A 19,014-nucleotide genomic window follows, 5' to 3' on the forward strand; every position below is an offset into this window, starting at 1 on the left:
GTAGCGTCAGCATCAACTGCATCGGTAGCGTCAGCATCAACTGCATCGGTATCGTCAGCATCAACTGCAACGGTAGCGTCAGCATCAACTGCATCGGTAGCGTCAGCATAAACTGCATAGGTAGCGTCAGCAACAACTGCATCGGTAGCGTCAGCATCAACTGCATCGGTAGCGTCAGCATCAACTGCATCGGTAGCGTCAGCATCAACTGCATCGGTAGCGTCAGCATCAACTGCATCGGTAGCGTCAGCATCAACTGCATCGGTAGCGTCAGCATCAACTGCATCGGTAGCGTCAGCATCAACTGCATCAGCATCGGTAGCGTCAGCATCAACCGCTGCGGCAACTACTTCGAAAGTGACTTCGTCCGTAGAATTCGCATCATCGTCGCCGTCAGTCGCTACTGCAGTCTTTTCACCGGGAGTCACGCCTTCAAACTCGACGGTCCAAGTCCCGTCTTCGCCAACGATGGCTTCCTCGGTCAAATCATCTAGCGTTACGGTGATGGTCTTGCCTGGTTGAGCAGAACCTTCAACGGTAACGACTTCGCCTTCCGGAATCTGTGCACCATTTTCCGGGGAAGTGATGATGACTGATGCTTCATCCGCAGCTCGTACTTCGGAACGTGCAAACGAGATCTTGTTTGCACTATCACCCATTGCAGGCAGCAGCGTCACCGAAAGCGCAGCAACGTAGTCGCCAGCCTCCGTAGAATCCTGCTCGCTATCCGGATCGTCGATTACAGTGGTTCCCTGCTCATTGACGGTGATCTCAACGATCTCGTTGAGAACCCCTTCAACTACTGGTTCCAGAGGATCCGTTACGCCATTGACGATTCCGGTGATGACGCCAGGCAGTCCGTCAATTACCGGATTGACCAAGGTACCCAAGGCACTGCCCACGACATCCACTACACCAGTGGCCAAAGGAGTAATAAGGGCTCCGAGGTCGAGTCCCGCCAGAGTCAGATCGACGTTCGTCGTCGGCTGGTCTTCAACTAATCCCAAGAAGCTAGCAACGCTTCCTTCTACGGTTGCGGTACCTGATGCCAGGGGAAGTAGCAAACGCGCTTCTAGGCCAAGATTTACCACGATGTCGATTTGGTCAAGCGCCGCAACCATACTGTCGCGAAGATCCGTTACTAAATTCGAAAGTGCAAGAGTGATCTCATCTGCAATTTCCTGAACTGCCGTGGTGCTTAGCACTTCATAATTTGCAGGCTTACCATTGAGTCCGCCAGTAGTGATCTTTGAAAGGTCAACGCTAATGTCGCCTGACCCGAGATCAATGGTTACCAGCCCAGTATCAGAAGTGACGACGCCAGTCAGTACGTCGTTCTTGACTTGCGACAAAGCCGCGTCAATACCATTAAGGGCAACCGTTGAATCTGTGACACCGATACGCGCGAGAGGGCGCAGATCGATATCAATTGCTTCAAGGCCAGAAGTAATGGTGCCCAGTACACCTTCAGTCGACAAACCAGTGTTGAGTGTCGTACCAAGATCATCGACAACGGCGCCTAGCGCGCTAGTCAAGCCCTCGACTGCAGGGCTGCTAACGGTGGCAGACGCGCCTGCGACTAGGTATTGCGTATCCAAGGTGCCGTCGGTCTTGTCAGCGGTTGAGCCCAACGCGCCGATCTCCAACGATGCTTCGTCGACAATCTGGTCGGTCAATCCGTCTACACCGAGTTGACCAAGCAATCGGGTCAAGTCGACGTTCGCAGTCATATCGCCCGAGTTAGTGCCGTCGAGACCGATGGTTCCATCAGCACTGACTGCGCCTGCTCCCGCCTTCGCGCTAGTCACACTCGGGGTTTCGGCGTACGAGCTAAGAACTCCAGCTTCACCCAAGGTCAGAAGTCCAGTGCCGTCACCGTTGATCAATGGCACGTTGCTGAGTCCTGTACCCAAGTTGAGGTTCAGAGCACCCAAAGCTTCAACGTTTAGTGGATTATGAACTGGGCCCGGCGCGCTTGGATTGCCAGCATAGGCAAAACCAGCGTCAGCAACAGGAATGTCCAGCAAGTTCAGATCCAGTACGCGACCCAGGGCTTCAGAGCCGTCAGCAGGTGCCGCGTATGCGGCAGTTACGGTAGGAGCCACGAATAGGCTGGCAACGACTGCCCCTGCAAGAACGCGGCGTGCGGCACGCGGTTTCTTGCCATTCTTAGGTGGCAAATTATTTGCTTGCACCACTATCCTCCAAAAGTTGGTTGTGATCTAGGGAACCCCAAAGAGCTCCTATTTGACCCTATGCTGGACGAACCCCGACTCACAGGTTTCTTTCAGCCATTTCTTTGCATACTCAGGTCAAACTTCTTGGCCACACGGTCAGATTCGATGGCCAGCAGGTAATACTGAACAGTAATTTAACTTCCTGCCATTTGAGGAAATAATGCACTTACAACCACTGACATGAAAATTTACCCAAACAGTGATGTAACAATATGACAACAACCTTGCAATGCTATCTGTCAAGCCAAGGGATTTGACTAGTTGGCCATAGACTGTGAATCACCTGCTAGCTTTCCCCGCCTCAGAACGGGTTAGGAAGGATTGGCCAGGACAATTCCAGTTCGTAGTGATGGAGGATTCTTGTATGTCTCATATCCGTATTCATCTGGCTGATAGTGACCATTTCTCACGGGCCGGGATTGCTGGCGTCTTAGCCGAGGCCAGCGACATGGTGATCGAGCATGTTTCGGATTGCATGTCCGAGGCCGTTCAAGCTGCAGCCGAGCTGGAGCCGGACCTCGTCATCCTGGAATCGTCGCTGAATGGGACGGATCTGTTCTCCTCGATCCGCGAAATCTCCGAGAGTGCACCAAATACCAAGATCGTGGTGTTGGCTACCCGATACCAGCGGGACGATATCGCCAAGGCCTACGATGCTGGCAGCTCGGGGCTGATCTCGAAAAGCTCCATCAGCGCGGAACTGCCCAGCGCACTGCGCATGCTCGCTGCAGGCTACCAACTTTTTGCCCAGCCGTCGGACGGCTGGGAATCGACCGCGAAAATCGTGCGCCGCTCAGGCCAGCAATCCGTCGTGCGCAAGCTCAGCGACCGCGATCGGAGCCTGGTGCGCCTGGTCGCGGCCGGGCTCACCAATTCTCAGATCGCCCGTATCGCACACATCTCCGAAGGCTCGGTGAAGCTCCACTTGGCGCGCATCATGGAGGAACTGAGCGTCACCAATCGTGTGCAGCTGGCAGTAGTGGCGACAGAATCCGGATTGGTTTCGTCTGCAGATCTGCAGATCGCCTGAAACAGAATCGAATCTGGTCAGTACACCGTGCGAAGCTGACTGGCAGGGATCCACATTTCTTCGCCGTCACGGTCAATCTGCCGCCACGCGCCCTGGCGCGCAACGATGACCACGGCCGTGTCGGCCGGAAGAATCCGCACCAGCGAGTAATGGTCGCCAGGACCGCGTCTCGCGTTCAGTCCGATGGTGGTCAGTGCCCGCTGGTTGGGGACGGCGATCAGCCCGCCCTTGGCTGGACGGGAGGGAATCTCCTGCAGGTACATGCTGGGAACCCAGCCCAGCAATTTGCCGCACTGCACCTGGGACCACAATCCCTGCTGGAGCATCGAGCGGACCTTGGACCCCTGGTCAATGACCTTGAGCACCGGATACCCAGTGCCGCTGCCCTTGCGCAGATTCAACGTTGCCGTCGTCGCATGGGTGGCTTCGATCAATGAATAGCGTGAAAGAACTGGCTCGGCCAGCTCGTCATCGTCTTCGGCAACTACCGGCTCGTCAAAGACCGCCGGGATCGCTTCAAGATAGATATTCGGCAGCCAACCGTAGATCTGGTGCACGAGAACATGCGCCCACGAGCCGTTGACCTCAATCAGGACCAGCTCTGTGCCGTGCTCCAAATGGCTCTGCACTACGTAGTGGCGGCCGGCGCCCTTGCGCAGCTTGAGCGAGGCAGTCGTCCGGTGGGTATTGGCAATGGACGACGTCCGAGCCGACTGATGTGGATAGCCCACCTGGTTCACAACCACCTCAAATGAAAAAACTTAGGGAAGCAACCACCGGTTGCTTCCCTAAGTTTATTCCATTTTTAGAAGATGCGTGCTTCGCCGCCTCCTAGGATGCGGAAGAACGCGAGCCGAGCTCTGCATCCAGTCGCAGCAGGCCGCTTCCATCGTTGCCGATCATCCTGACCCGATCCAGGATTTCACCAACGGTGGCTTCCTCTTCAACCTGCTCATCGATGAACCAGTGCAGCAGCGGCAGGGAGTCGATGTCGCCCTCGGTCTGTGCCAAACGGTACAGCTCGCGAATCGCTCCGGAGACCTTCTGCTCGTGAGCCAAGGAAGCCGCGAAGGCATCTGCAACGCTGTTCACATTCACAGTCGGGGCAGGCTGCTCGCCAATCTTCGGGTGGGCCGAGCGGTCGGTCATGTGGGTCATGAACTTTTCCGCGTGCACGATTTCCTCGCCGGCCTGGGCACGGAACCAGCCAGCAATGCCGGGAAGGCTCAATACGTCCATTTCAACTGCCAGCTGACGGTAAACCGTTGCTGCGGTTAGTTCGAGAGTTACCTGGGTGCTGAAGGCTTCTGCCAGTTTTCCTGTAAGTTCCATGTCATCAGACTAAACCTGTTTTGCCACCTTGTCACCGAAGTTCGGACTCACTTAGTCAAACCTGAATTAGGGAATCATCCCAAGTTGGGATCGAGTTAATGTAGCCGATACTAACCTAACTTAGGCATGCCGATACGATGCTAACCTACTTGCCCAGTCCTGCTCTGCGCAGCGCCTCGGCCATCGCGGTGTTGCCCGGTGCAGCCGGTTTGCCCTGCGCGGGCTCGGCTTTGCGGTTCTGCCCAGTGCGGCTCTGCCCAGTGCGGTTCTGGCCCGGGCGCGCCGAACGGCCAGCTCCCGGTCCCTTGCGTTCGCCTGGCCCGGAATTCCTGGCCTCCGCGCCAGCAGCAGGCAGTTCGTCATCCAGTCGCAGAGTCAGCGAAATGCGCTTGCGCACGGTATCCACTTCCAGCACCTTGACCTTGACAATCTGGCCGGAGCTGACCACTTCGCGAGGATCCGAAATGAACTTGCTGCTCATGGCCGAGACGTGGATCAGGCCGTCCTGGTGGACGCCCAGGTCCACGAACGCACCGAAGGCCGCAACGTTGGAGACGGTGCCTTCCATGACCATCCCCGGCTTGACGTCCTTGATGGTCTCGACGCCTTCCTTGAGCGTGGCCGTCACGAACTCGCCACGGGGGTCGCGGGCAGGACGGCGCAACTCGGCAATCACGTCACGAATGGTTGGCTCGCCAAACTGGTCCGTGGCGAAGTCCTGCGGGTTCAGCTCTTCAAGCCGGCGGCCCTGCGCCTCAGCGCTGCTCTGCAGGGTCTTGGCCAGGACATAAGCTTCGGGGTGCACCGAGGAAGCATCGAGTTTCTCCTTGCCACCGGTAATGCGCAAGAAGCCCGCGCACTGTTCAAAGGCCTTGGCTCCCAGACGCGGTACCTTCAGCAGATCCTTGCGGGTAGCGAAAGGGCCGTTGGCGTTACGGTGATCCACGATATTGCGGCTCAGCAGCGGCCCCACGCCGGCTACTCGGGCCAGCAAGGCAGGGGATGCGGTATTCACATCGACGCCTACGGCATTCACGCAGTCCTCGACCACCGCATCCAGCGCGCGGTCCAGCTTCGAGGCAGTGACATCGTGCTGGTATTGGCCCACGCCGATGGACTTCGGATCGATCTTCACCAGCTCGGCCAGCGGGTCCTGCAAGCGGCGGGCGATCGATACCGCGCCGCGCAGCGACACATCCATATCCGGCAATTCCTGGCTTGCCAGCTCGGAGGCCGAGTAGACCGAAGCGCCGGCTTCCGAGACGATGACCTTGCTGACGCCCTCGCCGCCAAGCACCTTGATGACCTCGGCAGCTAGTCGGTCTGTTTCGCGCCCCGCTGTGCCATTGCCTACCGCAATCAGCGTGGTGCCGTGCTTCTGGGCTAGCTTGGCCAGTACCGCGATCGATTCATTCCATTTATTGGCTGGCGCATGGGGATAGATCGTTGCCGTTTCCACCGATTGGCCGGTCAGGTCCACCACTGCAACCTTCACACCGGTGCGCAGGCCCGGGTCCAAGCCCAGCACGGCCTTGTTCCCGGCCGGCGCCGCCAGCAGCACATCGCGCAGGTTCGCCGCGAAAATCTTCACCGATTCGTCTTCAGCGGCCTCGAACAAGCGCGAGCGCAGGTCTGATTCAAAGCGGGTCAGCAGGCGGGCTTTCCACGCCAAACGCACAGTCTGCGCAATCCATTTGGCAGCCGGCGCACCGGTGGGAACGTTCAGCCCCAGGGAGGAGGCGATAGCGTTCTCGTAGGCGCTGCGTGCTTCGTCCAAGGCACGCTCGTCGCGTGGATCAGCTTCAGCGAGCTGCAGATTCAGCACGCCTTCGCGTTCACCGCGCAGCAGGGCCAGGACCCGGTGTGATGGCAAGCGATCAAGTGGTGCCACATAGTCCAGGTAATCGGAGTACTTTCCCTGGCCCTCTGCGGTGGCGCCCGAGGCGACGCTGGCACCGATCTTGCCGGTGTTCCACAGGCGTTCGCGCAGTTCACCGGCGAGAACGACATCCTGGGATACGCGCTCGGTCACGATGGAACGCGCGCCGGAAAGCGCATCTGCGTCGGTGGCAAATCCTGCATCCGGGTTCAGGTAGTCGGCAGCTGCCTGCACCGGATCCGTCATTGGGTCCGCGAGCAGCAGATCGGCCAAGGGTTCCAGGCCAGCCTCGCGGGCAATCTGGGCCTTGGTGCGGCGCTTGGATTTGAATGGCAAGTACAGGTCTTCGAGTTCCGCCTTGGTGCTGGCGGCGCGAATCGCTTCGGCAAGCTGGTCGGTCAGCTTGCCGGCTTCGGCGATGGCTTCCAGTACAGCTGCGCGGCGGTCTTCCAATTCACGCAGGTAGCGCAACCGTTCTTCGAGCAGGCGCAGCTGGCTGTCGCTGAGCATGCCGGTAACCTCTTTGCGGTAACGGGCAATAAAGGGAACGGTGGATCCGGAGTCCAGGAGCTCGATCGCTGCCTTGATCTGCCAGGGGGCTACCGCGGATTCCTCGGAGAGTTCCCGGGCCAGTTGGGCAATGATTTGCTGCCCCGTTGCGCTGTCATTTGCGGTGTTCTTCTGCTCGCTAGTCACCGATCCATTGTGCATCATGCCATCCGATCTTCAGATGATCGACTCGGTTGGCATTCAGCAGAAACTCAATCTCCATGGCTATGATTTATTGTTATGGGGATTGAGAAAGTTCGAAAGGCAACAGCACTCGTTGCGATTTCGTGTATGGCGCTATTGAGCACCGGATGCGCATTTGTTGAAGACACCGCGGCCGACGCGGCTAACCAGCTGACCGATGCAGCGTCCAAGGAAATCGTGCGCCAGGCCTGCGCACCGGTCCAGGACGGCACCATTGACGCTAGCGAACTTCGTGTCCTCTCGTCCATTGTGAAGTCGGTCCAGGGCGGTGGCCTGCCGCAAGACTTGGTCGATGTGCTCCAGGAGCTCGCAAATTCAGGAGACCAAGCACCCGAAGCGCTGCAGCAGCGCCTGATCGGGATTTGCGACGAGGCTACGGTTTAGCAGCTTCAGCGGCACTAGCCACCTGCTGATCTAGAATTTTCCCATGGTCGAAATTCCAAGAAGCGGCAAAGTACGTCTCGATGCGTGGCTGTGGTCAGTACGCATCTACAAGACTCGTTCGTCCGCGACCACTGCCTGCCGTGCCGGACATGTTCGCTTGAACGGCGATCCGGTGAAGGCGTCGCAAACCGTTGTCTCCGGTGATCGCATCCGTGTGCGCAAAGACGGTTTCGACCGCGAGCTGGAAGTCAGCGGGCTGATCTCCAAGCGCGTCGGCGCGCCAGTTGCCGCAAAATGCTACATCGACCACACCCCGCCGCGCGAACGCCTGGTCATTCCCCAGGTGCCGATCCGCGAACGCGGCGCCGGCCGGCCCACCAAGAAGGACCGCCGCGAAATGGATCGCTTGCGGGATTCCTGGCAGGCCCCGGATCCAGGTCCTGATCTGTCCTAGGACAGCACGATTGCAGGAACGTCCGACTGGAATTCGAAGATCTGCGCGTAGAAGGCCAATGAGCTTTCCAACGCCTTGATGATGTTCTCCGACTTCCTGAACCCGTGCTGTTCTCCTTCGAAGAGAATGTAGGCATGGGCAATGCCGCGTTCGGCCAGCGCGTCCGCCACGATCTGGGACTGCGCCGGCGGCACCACCTTGTCTTCATCCCCCTGCAACAGCAATACGGGGCAGGAAATCTTCGCCACGTGGTTGATTGGCGCGCGCTTCTCGTACAGATCGGCAGCTTCCGGGTACGGTCCGACCAACGTGAACATGTACTGCGATTCGAAGTCGTGGGTGTCCTGCACCAGGCCCACCAGATCCGAAACACCGTAGCGGCTGATGCCCGCGGTGAAGGCATTGGAGAAGGTCAGCGCGCACAGCACGGTCCACCCGCCGGCGCTGCCGCCTTCGATGCCGATGCGTGCGGGGTCGGCAATGCCCTGCGCTACCAGCGCGTTGACCACCGCGACGGTATCGGCAACATCGACTACGCCCCAGGCCCCGCGCAGGCGGTTGCGGTACTCGCGGCCATAGCCGGTGGAGCCGCCGTAGTTCACGTCGACTACCCCGATCCCGCGCGAGGTGTAATAGGCAACCGTGGCACTGAGCGTCGGGGAAGCCTGGCTGGTCGGGCCGCCGTGCACGAAGGTGACGAAGGGCGGCAGTTCGCCCTCCATTCCTGCGTAGCCTTCCTGGGAAGGCCGGTAGAGCAACGCGTGGACGGACTGGCCGGCGAGGTTCTTGCACTCGAACTCTTCAACCTCCGGAAGCGCCGCTGGATCCGGCAGCTGCGCAATCGCACGGGTCACCGGGTGGTGTTCCAAGGTGCCGAGGTTGATCAAGGTAATTTCTTCGCCCTGGGTCATCGAGGACGTGCCGGCGAGCAGCCACCCGTCACGCAGCGCGAACGGGCGGATGCCGGTGAATGGCAGCGCGAGGTCTTCCAATCCCCCGGTGTCCGCGTGCAAGCGTGCCAGCTTGGTGGTGCCGGTGCCGTAGGAGCACAGCAGGGTGCGGGCGCTTTCTGCCAGATACCATCGCGTGCCCACCTGCCAGAGCGGGCCGGCGAATTCTGCGGCACGGTCAACCAGCCGGGTGGTGCGTGCCGAGCTGTCCTGGTAGAGGTAGGGGTTCCACCAACCACTGGCATCGGAGATGAAAGCCAACTGGTCATCATCGAGCCATTCCGGCTGCATGACCGAGACTTCTGCTCCACCGGCAATGACGGTGTCCTCCAGTACGCCTTCTTCGGTGAAGTCAGCCAGGTGCAGCTCGGTGGAGTCCCACGGCATATTCGGATGTTCCCAGCTGATCCAGGACAGCCGGGTTCCCGCGGGGTTCAGCCGTGGCGCTGCAACGAATCGCGCCGGGGCGCTGAGGATGCGGATCTTGCCCGGGTCCTCGGCTGCGCTGCCGTCCAGGGGGATTTGCACGATGTGGCGTACTGGTTCTGCCCGCAGGTCTTCCATGATGGCCAGGATGCTGCCTTCTGGACCAGGGGTGAATTCGGCGAAGCGCAGCTGCGGGTCTGCGTCGATTCCGCTGGCGGGGGTCAGGGCCGCGGCATCGTGCGCCCCTACGGTTTGCCGGTAAACCCGCTGGTCAGCGAAGTTCGCAAAAACAATTGCCGAGGTGCCGCCCTCGATGAGCATCCAGCTGGAGCCACCGTATTCGTGGACCCGGGAGCGCACGTTGAATGGTGCCTGGATGAGCTCTGCACCGGCAGTGCCGTCGGTGCCGTACTCCATCAGCGTGATGCGCCCGCCTTCGGCAGGACGGCCTTCCTGGACAATGAGCTTGTCCGAGAAGAAGCAGGCTCCGCCCAGCGGCTTGGTTCCGGCAGCGACGTCATGCGCGGAAATCGATGATGGCCATGATCCAAAGGGTAAGTGCGTAGGCATATTCTTGATCCTAGCGATCTTTATGACTCATAACGACCCTCGACAAGCATCAATCCGATGCGCTTGGATTGATCCATGACTAGATACGCCGTATTCCTGCGCGGGGTGAATGTCGGTGGGGTCAAGGTCCTGATGAAGGACCTGGCCCAGCTGCTTCTCGCTGCTGGTTTCACCGACGTGAAAACCCTTTTGGCCAGCGGCAATGCGGTGCTCAGCGCATCCAGTTCTGATCCGTTGGAAGTCCAGGAGCACTGCAATGCGGTTCTGGCCGGGCACTACCAGCGGCCGATTCCCACGCTTGTCTGCACCGTCGCGGAAATCCAGCAGCTGTCCCAGCCCTTCCCGCTGCCCTTGCCTGATCCGGCCAGCGAACACCATCGCTACTTCACGCTCTGCGAATCGGCTGAGGATGCCCAAGCGGTGGGCGCCGCTATCCAGGGACTCGCTGAGCCAGGAGCCTACCTGGTCCAGGGCCGTGCCGTAGCGTGGATTGTCCGCAAGGGCGAAAGCACCGCGAATCCCATCGGGAAGCTCATGGCCGCACAGGCAAAGCAACGCATTGTGACGACCCGTAACCACAACACCTTGGTCAAGCTCGCCAAGATTCTTGGCTGAGATCGCCGGTGAGCAATAATTGAGCCTTGACCCACTGATTGACCTGCAAAAGGCCCGGAATGTACATCCTGATCGAGCTCATTGGCATTTTCTTCTTCGCCGTCGCGGGTTCATTGATGGCCGCGCGCCGTGGCTTCGATCTGCTCGGTTCGGCCTTCCTCGGCGGGGTCTGCGGTCTGGGCGGCGGAGTGGTGCGGGATTTGATTCTCAATCAGTCCCCGGCGACTTTCGCGCATCCGGTCTACTTTGTGCCTCCGGTGCTCGCGGCGCTGTGCGTCTACGCGTTTACCCCCGCGGTGCAGAAGCTGCACCGCCTGGTCCAGCTATTCGACGCGGCAGGCCTGGGCCTGTTCTGCGTCACCGGTACGCTCAAGGCCCTGGAACACGACTTCAATCCGGTCACCGCGGTCCTGCTTGGTGTCATCACCAGCGTAGGCGGCGGCTTGATGCGCGATGTCATTTCCAACGTCACCCCTGATTTGTTCAACCCGCGCGATATCTACGCGTTGGCCGCCATGGTGGGTGCCGCGCTCACCGCCGTGGCCTGGCATCTGGGGCTGATGAACGTTCCGGTGGGCGCCGGCATTGCCGCCTTGGCTTTTGCCATCCGCGTGGCTTCCATCCGCTTCGGCTGGTCGGTCCCGTTGGCCGCGGGCCATTGGCATCGCTCCCGCCCCACGCCACCGTCCAGCGAGGGTCCGCAGCGCCACTTCTAGTCGATGCGCTCGAGCTTGCCCAGGTCCTCGGTGCCTGGAGAATCATCTTCGATGGTGCGCGGCGGGTTGATGATGATCGCGCCGACCAGCATCACGATGACGCAGCCGCCGAGCATCGAGAAGGCCGCACCCCATGAATCGGTGGCTTTCTGCACCACGCCGAAGAGCATGGGAACCACCGCGGCACCGGCATAGCCAAGGCCCTGGGCGAAGCCCGAAAGCACGCCTGAACCGTAGGTTGTGCGCGAGCGCAGGTTCATCATCAGCAGCGCAATCGCGAAGGTGCCCTGCCCGAGGCCGGCCAGGCAGATCCACAACGCAGTGTTCTGCGTTGGCGACAGGTAGATGCCAAGGTGCCCGGCAATCCAGCACGAGGTGAAGACCAGGACTGCAATGATCGGGTGCTTCAGCCGAGGCACCCAGAGCGGAACCAGCAGGCTGACCGGCAGGCCGAGGATCGCGAAGAGCGCCAGCATGTTGCCAGCTGCCATTTCGTCGAGGCCGCGGTTCTGCAGGTAGGGCGGAAGCCAGGTGAAGTAGACGTAGGTCTGCGCCGAGTTGCCGGCCAGGAAAATTGCCAGGCCCCAAGCCACTTTGGACTTCCAGGGGTTGATCTTGGCGATAGGTTGCGGATGCCCGCTGGCGTGGACGGGATTATCCGGGCGCTGTGTCCCGCGGTCGGCAAGCAGCTGCACCAGCCATGGCACCAGCACGATGCCCGACAGGGCGGCCCAGGAACCAATGGAGATCTTCCAGTCGCTGAGATTGGCCAGTGGAACAGAGAACTGAGGGGCCATCCAGGTGCCGATGGCCAGCATCGTGACATAGCCGCTGGTGACCATGCCGATACGGTCAGGGAAGTACTTCTTGACCAACGGCGGCAGCACCACATTGCCCATGCCGTAGCCAGCCAAGGTGATGATGGACAGGGCGAGGAAGGAATAGACCTCGGGCATGAAGATCCGCGCTACCTGGCCGATGACAGCTAGGCCCAGCGAGATCATCAGGGTTTTTTCCAGGCCGAAAGCCTTGATCAGCCGCGGAGTGAGCAGTCCGAAGACTGCGAAAGCAATGGGCGCGAGCATTGCCAGCAGGCCGGTGGTGAACTCGGTGAACGCGATATCCGCTTCAATGCGGGAGAGCAATGGGGATACTGACACCACTGCGGCGCGCAGGGACAGTGCCAGCAGCAGGATGCCAAGCAACGCTCCAACTCGTCCTCTGATTGGAGAAGCAACGCTCTTGTTCTTCATTGATTTCTACCTGCTCGCTATTCGTTGAGGTTTCCCAACTTTTTTATTCTCGAGACCAACTCTAGTAAGCGATTGAGCTCGCCATCAAAATTGCGCTCGTACCAAGTCCCTGGCAGTGCCAGGTTCGCGTAGAGCCCCTCGCCGGCAAGCATCACCAAATGCGCGATGTCCTTGCTGCCGACTTCATCCAGGATGCACCGGTACCAGCGCTCATTGGTGCTCTCGATTTTTTCCGTCGCGGCTTTGACCCCGGCCTGGGCCAGGCGTTGCAGGGCCACCAGGTGCCGATCCAATTCGGTATCGACTTCCGCGCTGGTGCGCACGTAATAAACGGACGCCCCTTCCGCTGAGGTGCGCATCCCCTCGACATCACGGGCAACATGTTCCTCCGCGGCCTCGATGACCGCGTCCGCCAGCGCATCCTTGGAGGCGAAGTGGTAGAGCAGCCCGCCCTTGGAGACTCCGGCGCGTGCGGCCGTGGCATCCAGCGTGGCTGCCCGCTCCCCCTCTTCGCACAAGAGCGCGATATAGGCGTCAAGCACTTTGCCGCGGGCAGCAGGTGGGCGAGCCATAGTTCTCCGTTCCAAGGTGTAGTTCGTGATCGATCTGACTTTACCAACAATTGTAACTATACCGTCTAGACGGTACAGTTAACAATTGCGGGCAAATCCCCGCGCATTCCACTACCTATCCAAGGGCGAACGTCATGACCTCGAATATCTCCGAACGCGTTACAGTGCTCAGCAAGCCGCGCCGTTGGGCGGCACTGGTGGTCCTGCTGTTCCCTGTCCTGCTCATTTCCGTCGACAACACCGTGCTTTCCTTCGCGGTCCCGGCAATCACCGGAGCCCTGTCCCCCTCGGGGAACCAGCTGCTGTGGATTATCGACATCTACCCGCTGATCCTGGCCGGGCTGCTGGTCCCCATGGGTTCACTGGGTGACCGCATCGGCCGGCGCAAGCTGCTGCTGATCGGCGCGACCGGCTTCGCGCTGGTTTCCGCCCTCGCCGCTTTCGCCACGGATGCCACCCAGCTGGTGGCCGCCCGTGCCCTGCTTGGCGTCTTCGGCGCAATGCTCATGCCGGCCACGTTGTCCTTGATCCGCAATATCTTCCCGGATGATACCGAACGCCGGACCGCCATTGCGGTGTGGGCGGCGGCCTTCTCCGGCGGTGCTGTGCTTGGCCCCATTGTCGGCGGCGTGCTGCTCGAGCACTTCTGGTGGGGCTCGGTCTTCCTGATGGCCGTGCCAATGCTCCTGCCCCTGCTGATCGGCGGCATGATCCTTGTTCCCGAATCCAAGGACCCGAACCCGGGCCGCGTGGATCCGTTCTCGATCCTGCTGGTGGTCTTCACCCTCCTGCCTTTTGTCTACGCCATCAAGACTGCGGTAACTGCCCCGTGGTACTTCTCGGCCGCGGCCATCGTCCTGGCCATTGTCTGCGGTGCGGCTTTCGTACGCCGGCAGCTCAAGGCCGAACAGCCGATGCTCGATGTCCGCTTGTTCAGCAACGCACTGTTCTCTGGCGCGTTGATGGTCAACCTGATCGGCATCTTCTCGCTGGTGGGCTTCATCTACTTCGTCTCCCAGCATCTGCAGCTCATTGCAGGGTTCTCCCCGCTGGTGGCGGGACTGTGGATGACCCCGGGCCTGGTGCTGACCATGGGCTTCGGATTGCTCTCGGTGGCGCTCTCGCGCCGTTTCGGCACGCCGAACATCATGGCCATCGGCCTGATCCTCTCCGCGGTCGCCTACCTGCTGGTGATCCTGGCCGGGGAGGGATCCAATTCCTTCCTGCTCATGACCGCGTTTGCTGTCCTCGGTACGGGAATCGGCATGACCGAGACCTTGTCCAATGACATGGTGCTCTCCGCAGTACCCGCTTCCAAGGCCGGCGCGGCATCGGCGATCTCGGAAACCGCCTACGAAGTGGGCTCGGTACTGGGCATTGCAGTGCTCGGTACCATCCTGAATACGGTCTACACCTCGCGGTTGCTCGCGCCCAGCTCGCTGACCGATGCCCAGCTGCAAACTGCCGGCGAGACCTTGGGCGGAGCGCACCAGGTCGCCGCCGATTTGAGCGCCGCCGATGCGCAAGCTCTGCTGGGCTCCGCAGCCATGGCCTTCGACCACGGAGTCCTGCTGACATCCGGCATCGCCGCGGCGTTGTCCCTGATCGCTGCCGTGGTCGTATTCCGCGTCATCAAACCGGCATTTCGGTGAACTCGGCTCACCGCTTAACCAAATTTCTGATTAATTGGTTCAAAGTTATTCATTTGTCGTCACCAAACACGTAGGCTAGGCAATGTAGTTCCAAAGTAATTCGCGAAGTACCCGTTAGAAGTTTGTGAATGTCGTACCACCTCGGTTGACGCGAGCCCCCTTCTAGACGTGAAGTGAATGACTTGGCTGCTTCGCATTATCCGTTCTCCATCCTGGAATTCGGAGGATGCGCAGATTACAACCAAGCTCGCCAACTAAACCGGCGAGAAACGTCTGAAAGGACCAAATAAGAAAATGGCAACCGGAATCGTCAAGTGGTTCAACGCTGAAAAGGGCTTCGGCTTCATCGCTCCAGACAGCGGCGATCCAGACGTCTTTGCACACTTCTCTGCAATCCAGACCCAGGGTTTCCGCACCCTGGACGAGGGCCAGAAGGTGGAGTTCGAAGTTGTTGAGGGTCCAAAGGGTCTGCAGGCTGCAGACATTCGCGCTCTCTAAAGAAGGTCTTTGGCGCTAACGCCAGACTTAGCCAAGGAACGGCTATCCGCACTGCGGATAGCCGTTCCTTGCGTTTGAGGCCGAAATTACTGGAATACTTCCCGTACGCCACCGGTTGTACCCAGTGTGAAGCTATCTATTCTGGATCTTGCTCCGGTTGAACCCGGAACAACTATTTCCGACTCTTTCAAGTCCTCCGTCCGCTTGGCGCAAACTGCAGAACGCCATGGGTATGAACGCGTCTGGTACGCGGAACACCACAATATGCCCACCATTGCTTCCAGCGCGACCTCGTTGCTGATCAGCCACATAGCCCACCACACCGAGAAGATTCGCCTCGGCTCGGGCGGCATCATGCTTCCGAACCACTCCCCTCTGGTGATCGCCGAGCAGTTCGGCACGTTGGCCGAAATCTACGGCGACCGCATCGATTTGGGCTTGGGCCGTGCACCGGGTACCGACATGACCACCCTGCGTGCCTTGCGCCGCGACCCGTCGGCCGCCGATTCCTTCCCGCACGATGTGCTGGAGCTGCAGGCCTATCTCGCCGGCGAATCCAAGGTTCCTACCGTTCAGGCGACCCCGGGAGCAGGAACCAACGTTCCGCTGTACATACTGGGCTCATCGCTCTTCGGTGCCAAGCTCGCCGCCCAGCTGGGACTGCCGTATTCCTTCGCCTCGCATTTCGCACCGGCTGCGCTGCATGAAGCGATCCGCATCTACCGCGAGGAGTTCACCCCCTCAGAGCAACTGGCTGAGCCGTATGTCATTGCCGGCGTAGGCGTGCTGGCTGCGGAAACGGCTGAACGAGCGCATGAACTGCTGGACGTTGCCAAGCGCCATCGCGTGTCAAGCTTCATCGGCCGTTCCGCGAAGAAGGAATTCACCGAAGCGGAGATCGATATGCTCATGGATACTCCGCAGGCGCAGCAGATCCTGGACATGATGCGCTACACCGCGGTGGGCACCGGAGAACAGGTTGCCGAATACCTGCGCCACTTCGCTTCGGCAGCTCAGGCAGATGAACTGATCACCATCCATTACCCCACCGAGGAGCACGCTCGACTCGAATCGGTGATGATTACCGCCGAGGCCTGCCAGCTGGCTAGCGCCCGGTAATTCTGATCCAGCGCTTGGCTGCCATCAGCAGCAGCGCAACCAGAGCGAGGGTCAAGGAGAATTCCACGCCAATATAGGCGTAATGCCATAGCGATCCGCCATCGGAGACTCCTGCAAGCACCGCATCGGTACGCGCAGACAGGCCCGGGCGGATCGCTGCGGTTTTAATCAGCAGCAATAGGCCGACCAGCCCTACGCCCCAGCCCCAGGCCTTGCCGGCAGCGCGCTTGGCCGACCCGGCCACCAGGGCAATGAAGAAGATGATCTCGACCATGTTCATGGCGAAGAAGACGCGGCGTCCAATGCCCAGTCCCAAGGGAATGGTGATTCCGGGTGCGGTGAATTTCAGTGGTGCCTCGATGAATGAAATGCCGATGATCAGGCCGAGCCACAGTGCAGGAATGTAGATGCGTGCAGCCACGGCCCACTGTGCGCCGCGGCTAGCAGGCGCTGGAAGGGGACTAGTCATGCCTCCACAGTACGCCCGGTTCTAGCGTACTTTGCGCAGTCCTGCCAGTGCCCAGACGGCTAGCACTGCCGCCACCACGGCGCAGCCGATGGAGAAGACCAGGATGCTCTGCTGCTGCCCGAAGACCCCGACGGCCCAGCCCAGCGCGATGACTGGAACAGCACTGCCCAGGTAGGTCACCAGGTATATGGTGGACACGGTTTGGGCGTGCTGCTTGTCGTTGACCGCGTCCACCGCTTGAGCGAAAGCAGTGCGGAAGGCCATGCCCTGGCCCAGGCCCACGAATACCAATGCCGCGATGGCCCATGGCAGCTGGCGATGCTCGGCAGCCACGGCCAGCACTACGGTGGAGGCCGCCATCAATCCCAGACCGATAGGCAGCAAGGCCTTGCCGCCGCGCACGACCAGCTGCGACAGGGCGGATATGCCCAAGGGCAGGCCGGCAATCAGGCCAATGACCAGCACCGAATCCAGGCCAAAGGCTTGGGCGAAGTAGCCAGGTGCCAAGGACAGCACGAAGCCGAAGATGGCGAAGCTCAAGAAGCCAACGAGGGCAGCGAGCCAGAACGGTGCCCGGGCCGAGCTGGGGACGCCCAAGCGGCGTGGGGCCAGGGCCTTGCTTCGCTGTCCGCGCTCAGCCAGCGCAATGGCCGGACGGGCCTGCAGGGTGCTCAATGGGACCAGGACCAGCAGCAGCAAGAACGCCTGCACCATGAACACGGTAGTGCGCCCGCCAGGCAGATGAGCCAGCAGCCCGCCCAAGACCGGTCCGAAGGCGACACCGCCCGATGAGGCCAAGAGGGTGAAGCGCGAAGCCCACTCAGGCCGCGCAGGAAGAAGTTCACGCAGGGCCGCGGCGCTAGCACCGGTAGCCAGCGCGACACCGGCGCCCTGCAAACCACGGCCAAGGCACAGTTCCAGCAGGTTGCCGGCCGATCCGAAGACCAGGGTTCCAGCGAAGGAAACAACGACCGCGATCACCAGCGCCGCACGGCGTCCGATATGATCCGACCAATGCCCCACGGTGGATAGGAAGAGCATCAGCGAACAGACGTAGCTGGCAAAGGCCACGGTGGTTCCCATGGCGCCAAGGTGCAATTCGGATTGGAGTGCCGGATACAGCGGGGTGGCCAGGTTGGCTCCGACCAGCAGCAGGAAGCTGACGGACACGGTGATCACCAGTCGAGCGGTCAGCCCGGGGTTCCAGGAGAGTACGCGATGGTTCATTGGCTGCATGCGCAGCTCGCTGATAACCGACAAATTCACTCCCGGGATCAAAGTAGTCCAGACCAGCTGGGCACGAAGAATGCCCAGAAAGAGTTTTTACCGGTGGGGCCACTCGCTGCCCCACCGGTTAGTTGAGCGTTCTGCTTGCGTTTGTCTACTACAACAGAGCGTTCACTCACTAATATCCGCCTGCTGAAAGCAACGAGAGAGATTTCTTGCTAGCATTTGAGCAGATTGTTCAAAATTTTGTCCCCGCAGATAACCCGGAGTGAGCATATAGTGCGATTAGACGATGTAGACCTGAAAGTGCTGCTCGCACTGATCAAGGATCCCCGCATCCAAATCTCTGAACTCGCAGATGAGGTCGGTGTTGCGCGCAACACAGCGCAGTCGCGATTGCGCCGTTTGCAGCGCGCCGAAATCCTCCGCGACGGCGGCCGCGACATCGATCTGAGCAAGCTCGGCTACGACGTCCTGGCCTTCGTGACGTTGGAAGTGAACCACCGCGATCTGGATACCGTGGTCACCGCGCTGCGCCAGATCCCCAGCGTGCTGGAAATCCACGAGACCTCCGGACGTGGAGATCTCTGGGTGCGGCTCATCGCCACCGACACCCACCAGCTGCAATCAGCACTGCGCCAGATCCTGCGCGTCAAGGGCGTCACCCGTTCGGAAACAACCTTCGCGCTCCATACGCACCTGGCCTACCGTGCCGCTCCCCTGCTGGAGCACTATGCCGAACATGACCACTGAGAAGTCATTCACTGTCAGCTGCAGAAAACAAGTCTTTCGTTTCCCGAAGCAGCGTCCTACTCTGGTGATACGAGAAGTCACGAGGTAAATCCCCGGCTTCCGGCGGATCCCTCGTATTCGACGAA

At 60.2% G+C, this 19,014-nt stretch carries 18 protein-coding genes; 9 read left to right on the forward strand and 9 right to left on the reverse strand.

The window, feature by feature from the left end:
- On the reverse strand, positions 1-2,195 hold a 2,195-nt coding region (locus M2368_RS09010), incomplete at its 3' end, for a choice-of-anchor G family protein (RefSeq protein ID WP_498724372.1).
- A gap of 406 nt (positions 2,196-2,601) precedes the next feature.
- Here M2368_RS09010 and M2368_RS09015 point away from each other — a divergent pair.
- A complete protein-coding gene (locus M2368_RS09015) occupies positions 2,602-3,267 on the forward strand; it encodes a LuxR C-terminal-related transcriptional regulator (protein ID WP_166650865.1) in 666 nt (221 codons plus the stop codon).
- Between the two features lie 17 nt (positions 3,268-3,284).
- Here the strand turns inward: M2368_RS09015 and M2368_RS09020 are convergent, their stop codons facing one another.
- From M2368_RS09020 to M2368_RS09030, 3 genes are all read right to left on the reverse strand, one after another.
- The gene (locus M2368_RS09020) at positions 3,285-3,998 is read right to left on the reverse strand and encodes an SH3 domain-containing protein (protein ID WP_133834867.1); all 714 of its coding nucleotides are present in this window, start codon (positions 3,996-3,998) and stop codon (positions 3,285-3,287) included.
- Between the two features lie 100 nt (positions 3,999-4,098).
- A complete protein-coding gene (locus M2368_RS09025; protein WP_133834868.1) occupies positions 4,099-4,599 on the reverse strand; it encodes a ferritin in 501 nt (166 codons plus the stop codon).
- Positions 4,600-4,744: 145 nt separating this feature from the next.
- The gene (locus tag M2368_RS09030) at positions 4,745-7,189 is read right to left on the reverse strand and encodes a Tex family protein (RefSeq protein WP_498724520.1); all 2,445 of its coding nucleotides are present in this window, start codon (positions 7,187-7,189) and stop codon (positions 4,745-4,747) included.
- A 129-nt stretch (positions 7,190-7,318) separates the two neighbouring features.
- On the opposite strand from M2368_RS09030, the gene M2368_RS09035 reads away from it, so the two are divergent.
- Both M2368_RS09035 and M2368_RS09040 read left to right on the forward strand, forming a co-directional pair.
- A complete protein-coding gene (locus tag M2368_RS09035) occupies positions 7,319-7,615 on the forward strand; it encodes a hypothetical protein (protein ID WP_286172318.1) in 297 nt (98 codons plus the stop codon).
- Between the two features lie 43 nt (positions 7,616-7,658).
- On the forward strand, positions 7,659-8,069 hold the full coding sequence (locus M2368_RS09040) for an RNA-binding S4 domain-containing protein (protein WP_133834871.1): 411 nt from the start codon (positions 7,659-7,661) through the stop codon (positions 8,067-8,069).
- Here the strand turns inward: M2368_RS09040 and M2368_RS09045 are convergent.
- On the reverse strand, positions 8,066-10,015 hold the full coding sequence (locus M2368_RS09045) for a S9 family peptidase (RefSeq protein ID WP_498724373.1): 1,950 nt from the start codon (positions 10,013-10,015) through the stop codon (positions 8,066-8,068). The two genes, M2368_RS09040 and M2368_RS09045, sit on opposite strands and share 4 nt — an antisense overlap.
- Before the next feature lie 75 nt (positions 10,016-10,090).
- Between M2368_RS09045 and M2368_RS09050 the strand changes: the two genes are divergently transcribed.
- Positions 10,091-10,630, forward strand: a complete 540-nt coding sequence (locus M2368_RS09050) for a DUF1697 domain-containing protein (RefSeq protein WP_332487973.1) — start codon at positions 10,091-10,093, stop codon at positions 10,628-10,630.
- A gap of 59 nt (positions 10,631-10,689) precedes the next feature.
- Positions 10,690-11,346 carry a trimeric intracellular cation channel family protein gene (locus M2368_RS09055; protein WP_105658855.1) on the forward strand — a complete coding sequence of 219 codons (657 nt, stop codon included), beginning with the start codon at positions 10,690-10,692 and terminating at the stop codon, positions 11,344-11,346.
- Here M2368_RS09055 and M2368_RS09060 read toward each other — a convergent pair.
- Together M2368_RS09060 and M2368_RS09065 are read right to left on the reverse strand one after the other, a co-directional pair.
- On the reverse strand, positions 11,343-12,599 hold the full coding sequence (locus tag M2368_RS09060; protein ID WP_105658856.1) for an MFS transporter: 1,257 nt from the start codon (positions 12,597-12,599) through the stop codon (positions 11,343-11,345). The two genes, M2368_RS09055 and M2368_RS09060, sit on opposite strands and share 4 nt — an antisense overlap.
- Positions 12,600-12,616: 17 nt before the next feature.
- On the reverse strand, positions 12,617-13,171 hold the full coding sequence (locus M2368_RS09065; protein ID WP_105658857.1) for a TetR/AcrR family transcriptional regulator: 555 nt from the start codon (positions 13,169-13,171) through the stop codon (positions 12,617-12,619).
- A 134-nt stretch (positions 13,172-13,305) separates the two neighbouring features.
- Here M2368_RS09065 and M2368_RS09070 point away from each other — a divergent pair, with 134 nt between their 5' ends.
- From M2368_RS09070 to M2368_RS09080, 3 genes are all read left to right on the forward strand, one after another.
- Positions 13,306-14,823, forward strand: coding sequence for an MFS transporter (locus M2368_RS09070; RefSeq protein WP_332487976.1), 1,518 nt, complete (start codon positions 13,306-13,308; stop codon positions 14,821-14,823).
- Between the two features lie 294 nt (positions 14,824-15,117).
- Positions 15,118-15,321 carry a cold-shock protein gene (locus M2368_RS09075; RefSeq protein WP_013349999.1) on the forward strand — a complete coding sequence of 68 codons (204 nt, stop codon included), beginning with the start codon at positions 15,118-15,120 and terminating at the stop codon, positions 15,319-15,321.
- Positions 15,322-15,447: 126 nt separating this feature from the next.
- Positions 15,448-16,440 (forward strand): LLM class flavin-dependent oxidoreductase, encoded by a 993-nt coding sequence (locus M2368_RS09080; protein ID WP_332487981.1) that lies wholly within the window; start codon positions 15,448-15,450, stop codon positions 16,438-16,440.
- Here the strand turns inward: M2368_RS09080 and M2368_RS09085 are convergent.
- Positions 16,427-16,909, reverse strand: a complete 483-nt coding sequence (locus M2368_RS09085) for a hypothetical protein (protein ID WP_332487982.1) — start codon at positions 16,907-16,909, stop codon at positions 16,427-16,429. The two genes, M2368_RS09080 and M2368_RS09085, sit on opposite strands and share 14 nt — an antisense overlap.
- A gap of 21 nt (positions 16,910-16,930) precedes the next feature.
- The gene (locus M2368_RS09090; RefSeq protein ID WP_332498725.1) at positions 16,931-18,169 is read right to left on the reverse strand and encodes an MFS transporter; all 1,239 of its coding nucleotides are present in this window, start codon (positions 18,167-18,169) and stop codon (positions 16,931-16,933) included.
- Between the two features lie 243 nt (positions 18,170-18,412).
- Between M2368_RS09090 and M2368_RS09095 the strand changes: the two genes are divergently transcribed.
- Positions 18,413-18,889: an Lrp/AsnC family transcriptional regulator gene (locus M2368_RS09095; protein WP_133834920.1), complete on the forward strand. Its 477-nt coding sequence runs from the start codon at positions 18,413-18,415 to the stop codon at positions 18,887-18,889.
- The last annotated feature ends 125 nt before the right edge of the window (positions 18,890-19,014 follow it).

Source organism: Arthrobacter sp. JUb119 (assembly GCF_024807995.1).
GTDB lineage: Bacteria > Actinomycetota > Actinomycetes > Actinomycetales > Micrococcaceae > Glutamicibacter.

Bases quoted from the DNA above. Each gene is read 5' to 3' on its own strand.
- M2368_RS09025 (WP_133834868.1), bottom strand. From the start codon at position 4,599: ATGGAACTTACAGGAAAACTGGCAGAAGCCTTCAGCACCCAGGTAACT.
- M2368_RS09075 (WP_013349999.1), top strand. From the start codon at position 15,118: ATGGCAACCGGAATCGTCAAGTGGTTCAACGCTGAAAAGGGCTTCGGC.
- M2368_RS09085 (WP_332487982.1), bottom strand. From the start codon at position 16,909: ATGACTAGTCCCCTTCCAGCGCCTGCTAGCCGCGGCGCACAGTGGGCC.
- M2368_RS09055 (WP_105658855.1), top strand. From the start codon at position 10,690: ATGTACATCCTGATCGAGCTCATTGGCATTTTCTTCTTCGCCGTCGCG.
- M2368_RS09065 (WP_105658857.1), bottom strand. From the start codon at position 13,171: ATGGCTCGCCCACCTGCTGCCCGCGGCAAAGTGCTTGACGCCTATATC.
- M2368_RS09070 (WP_332487976.1), top strand. From the start codon at position 13,306: ATGACCTCGAATATCTCCGAACGCGTTACAGTGCTCAGCAAGCCGCGC.
- M2368_RS09030 (WP_498724520.1), bottom strand. From the start codon at position 7,189: ATGCACAATGGATCGGTGACTAGCGAGCAGAAGAACACCGCAAATGAC.
- M2368_RS09015 (WP_166650865.1), top strand. From the start codon at position 2,602: ATGTCTCATATCCGTATTCATCTGGCTGATAGTGACCATTTCTCACGG.
- M2368_RS09045 (WP_498724373.1), bottom strand. From the start codon at position 10,015: ATGCCTACGCACTTACCCTTTGGATCATGGCCATCATCGATTTCCGCG.
- M2368_RS09035 (WP_286172318.1), top strand. From the start codon at position 7,319: ATGGCGCTATTGAGCACCGGATGCGCATTTGTTGAAGACACCGCGGCC.
- M2368_RS09050 (WP_332487973.1), top strand. From the start codon at position 10,091: ATGACTAGATACGCCGTATTCCTGCGCGGGGTGAATGTCGGTGGGGTC.
- M2368_RS09040 (WP_133834871.1), top strand. From the start codon at position 7,659: ATGGTCGAAATTCCAAGAAGCGGCAAAGTACGTCTCGATGCGTGGCTG.
- M2368_RS09060 (WP_105658856.1), bottom strand. From the start codon at position 12,599: ATGAAGAACAAGAGCGTTGCTTCTCCAATCAGAGGACGAGTTGGAGCG.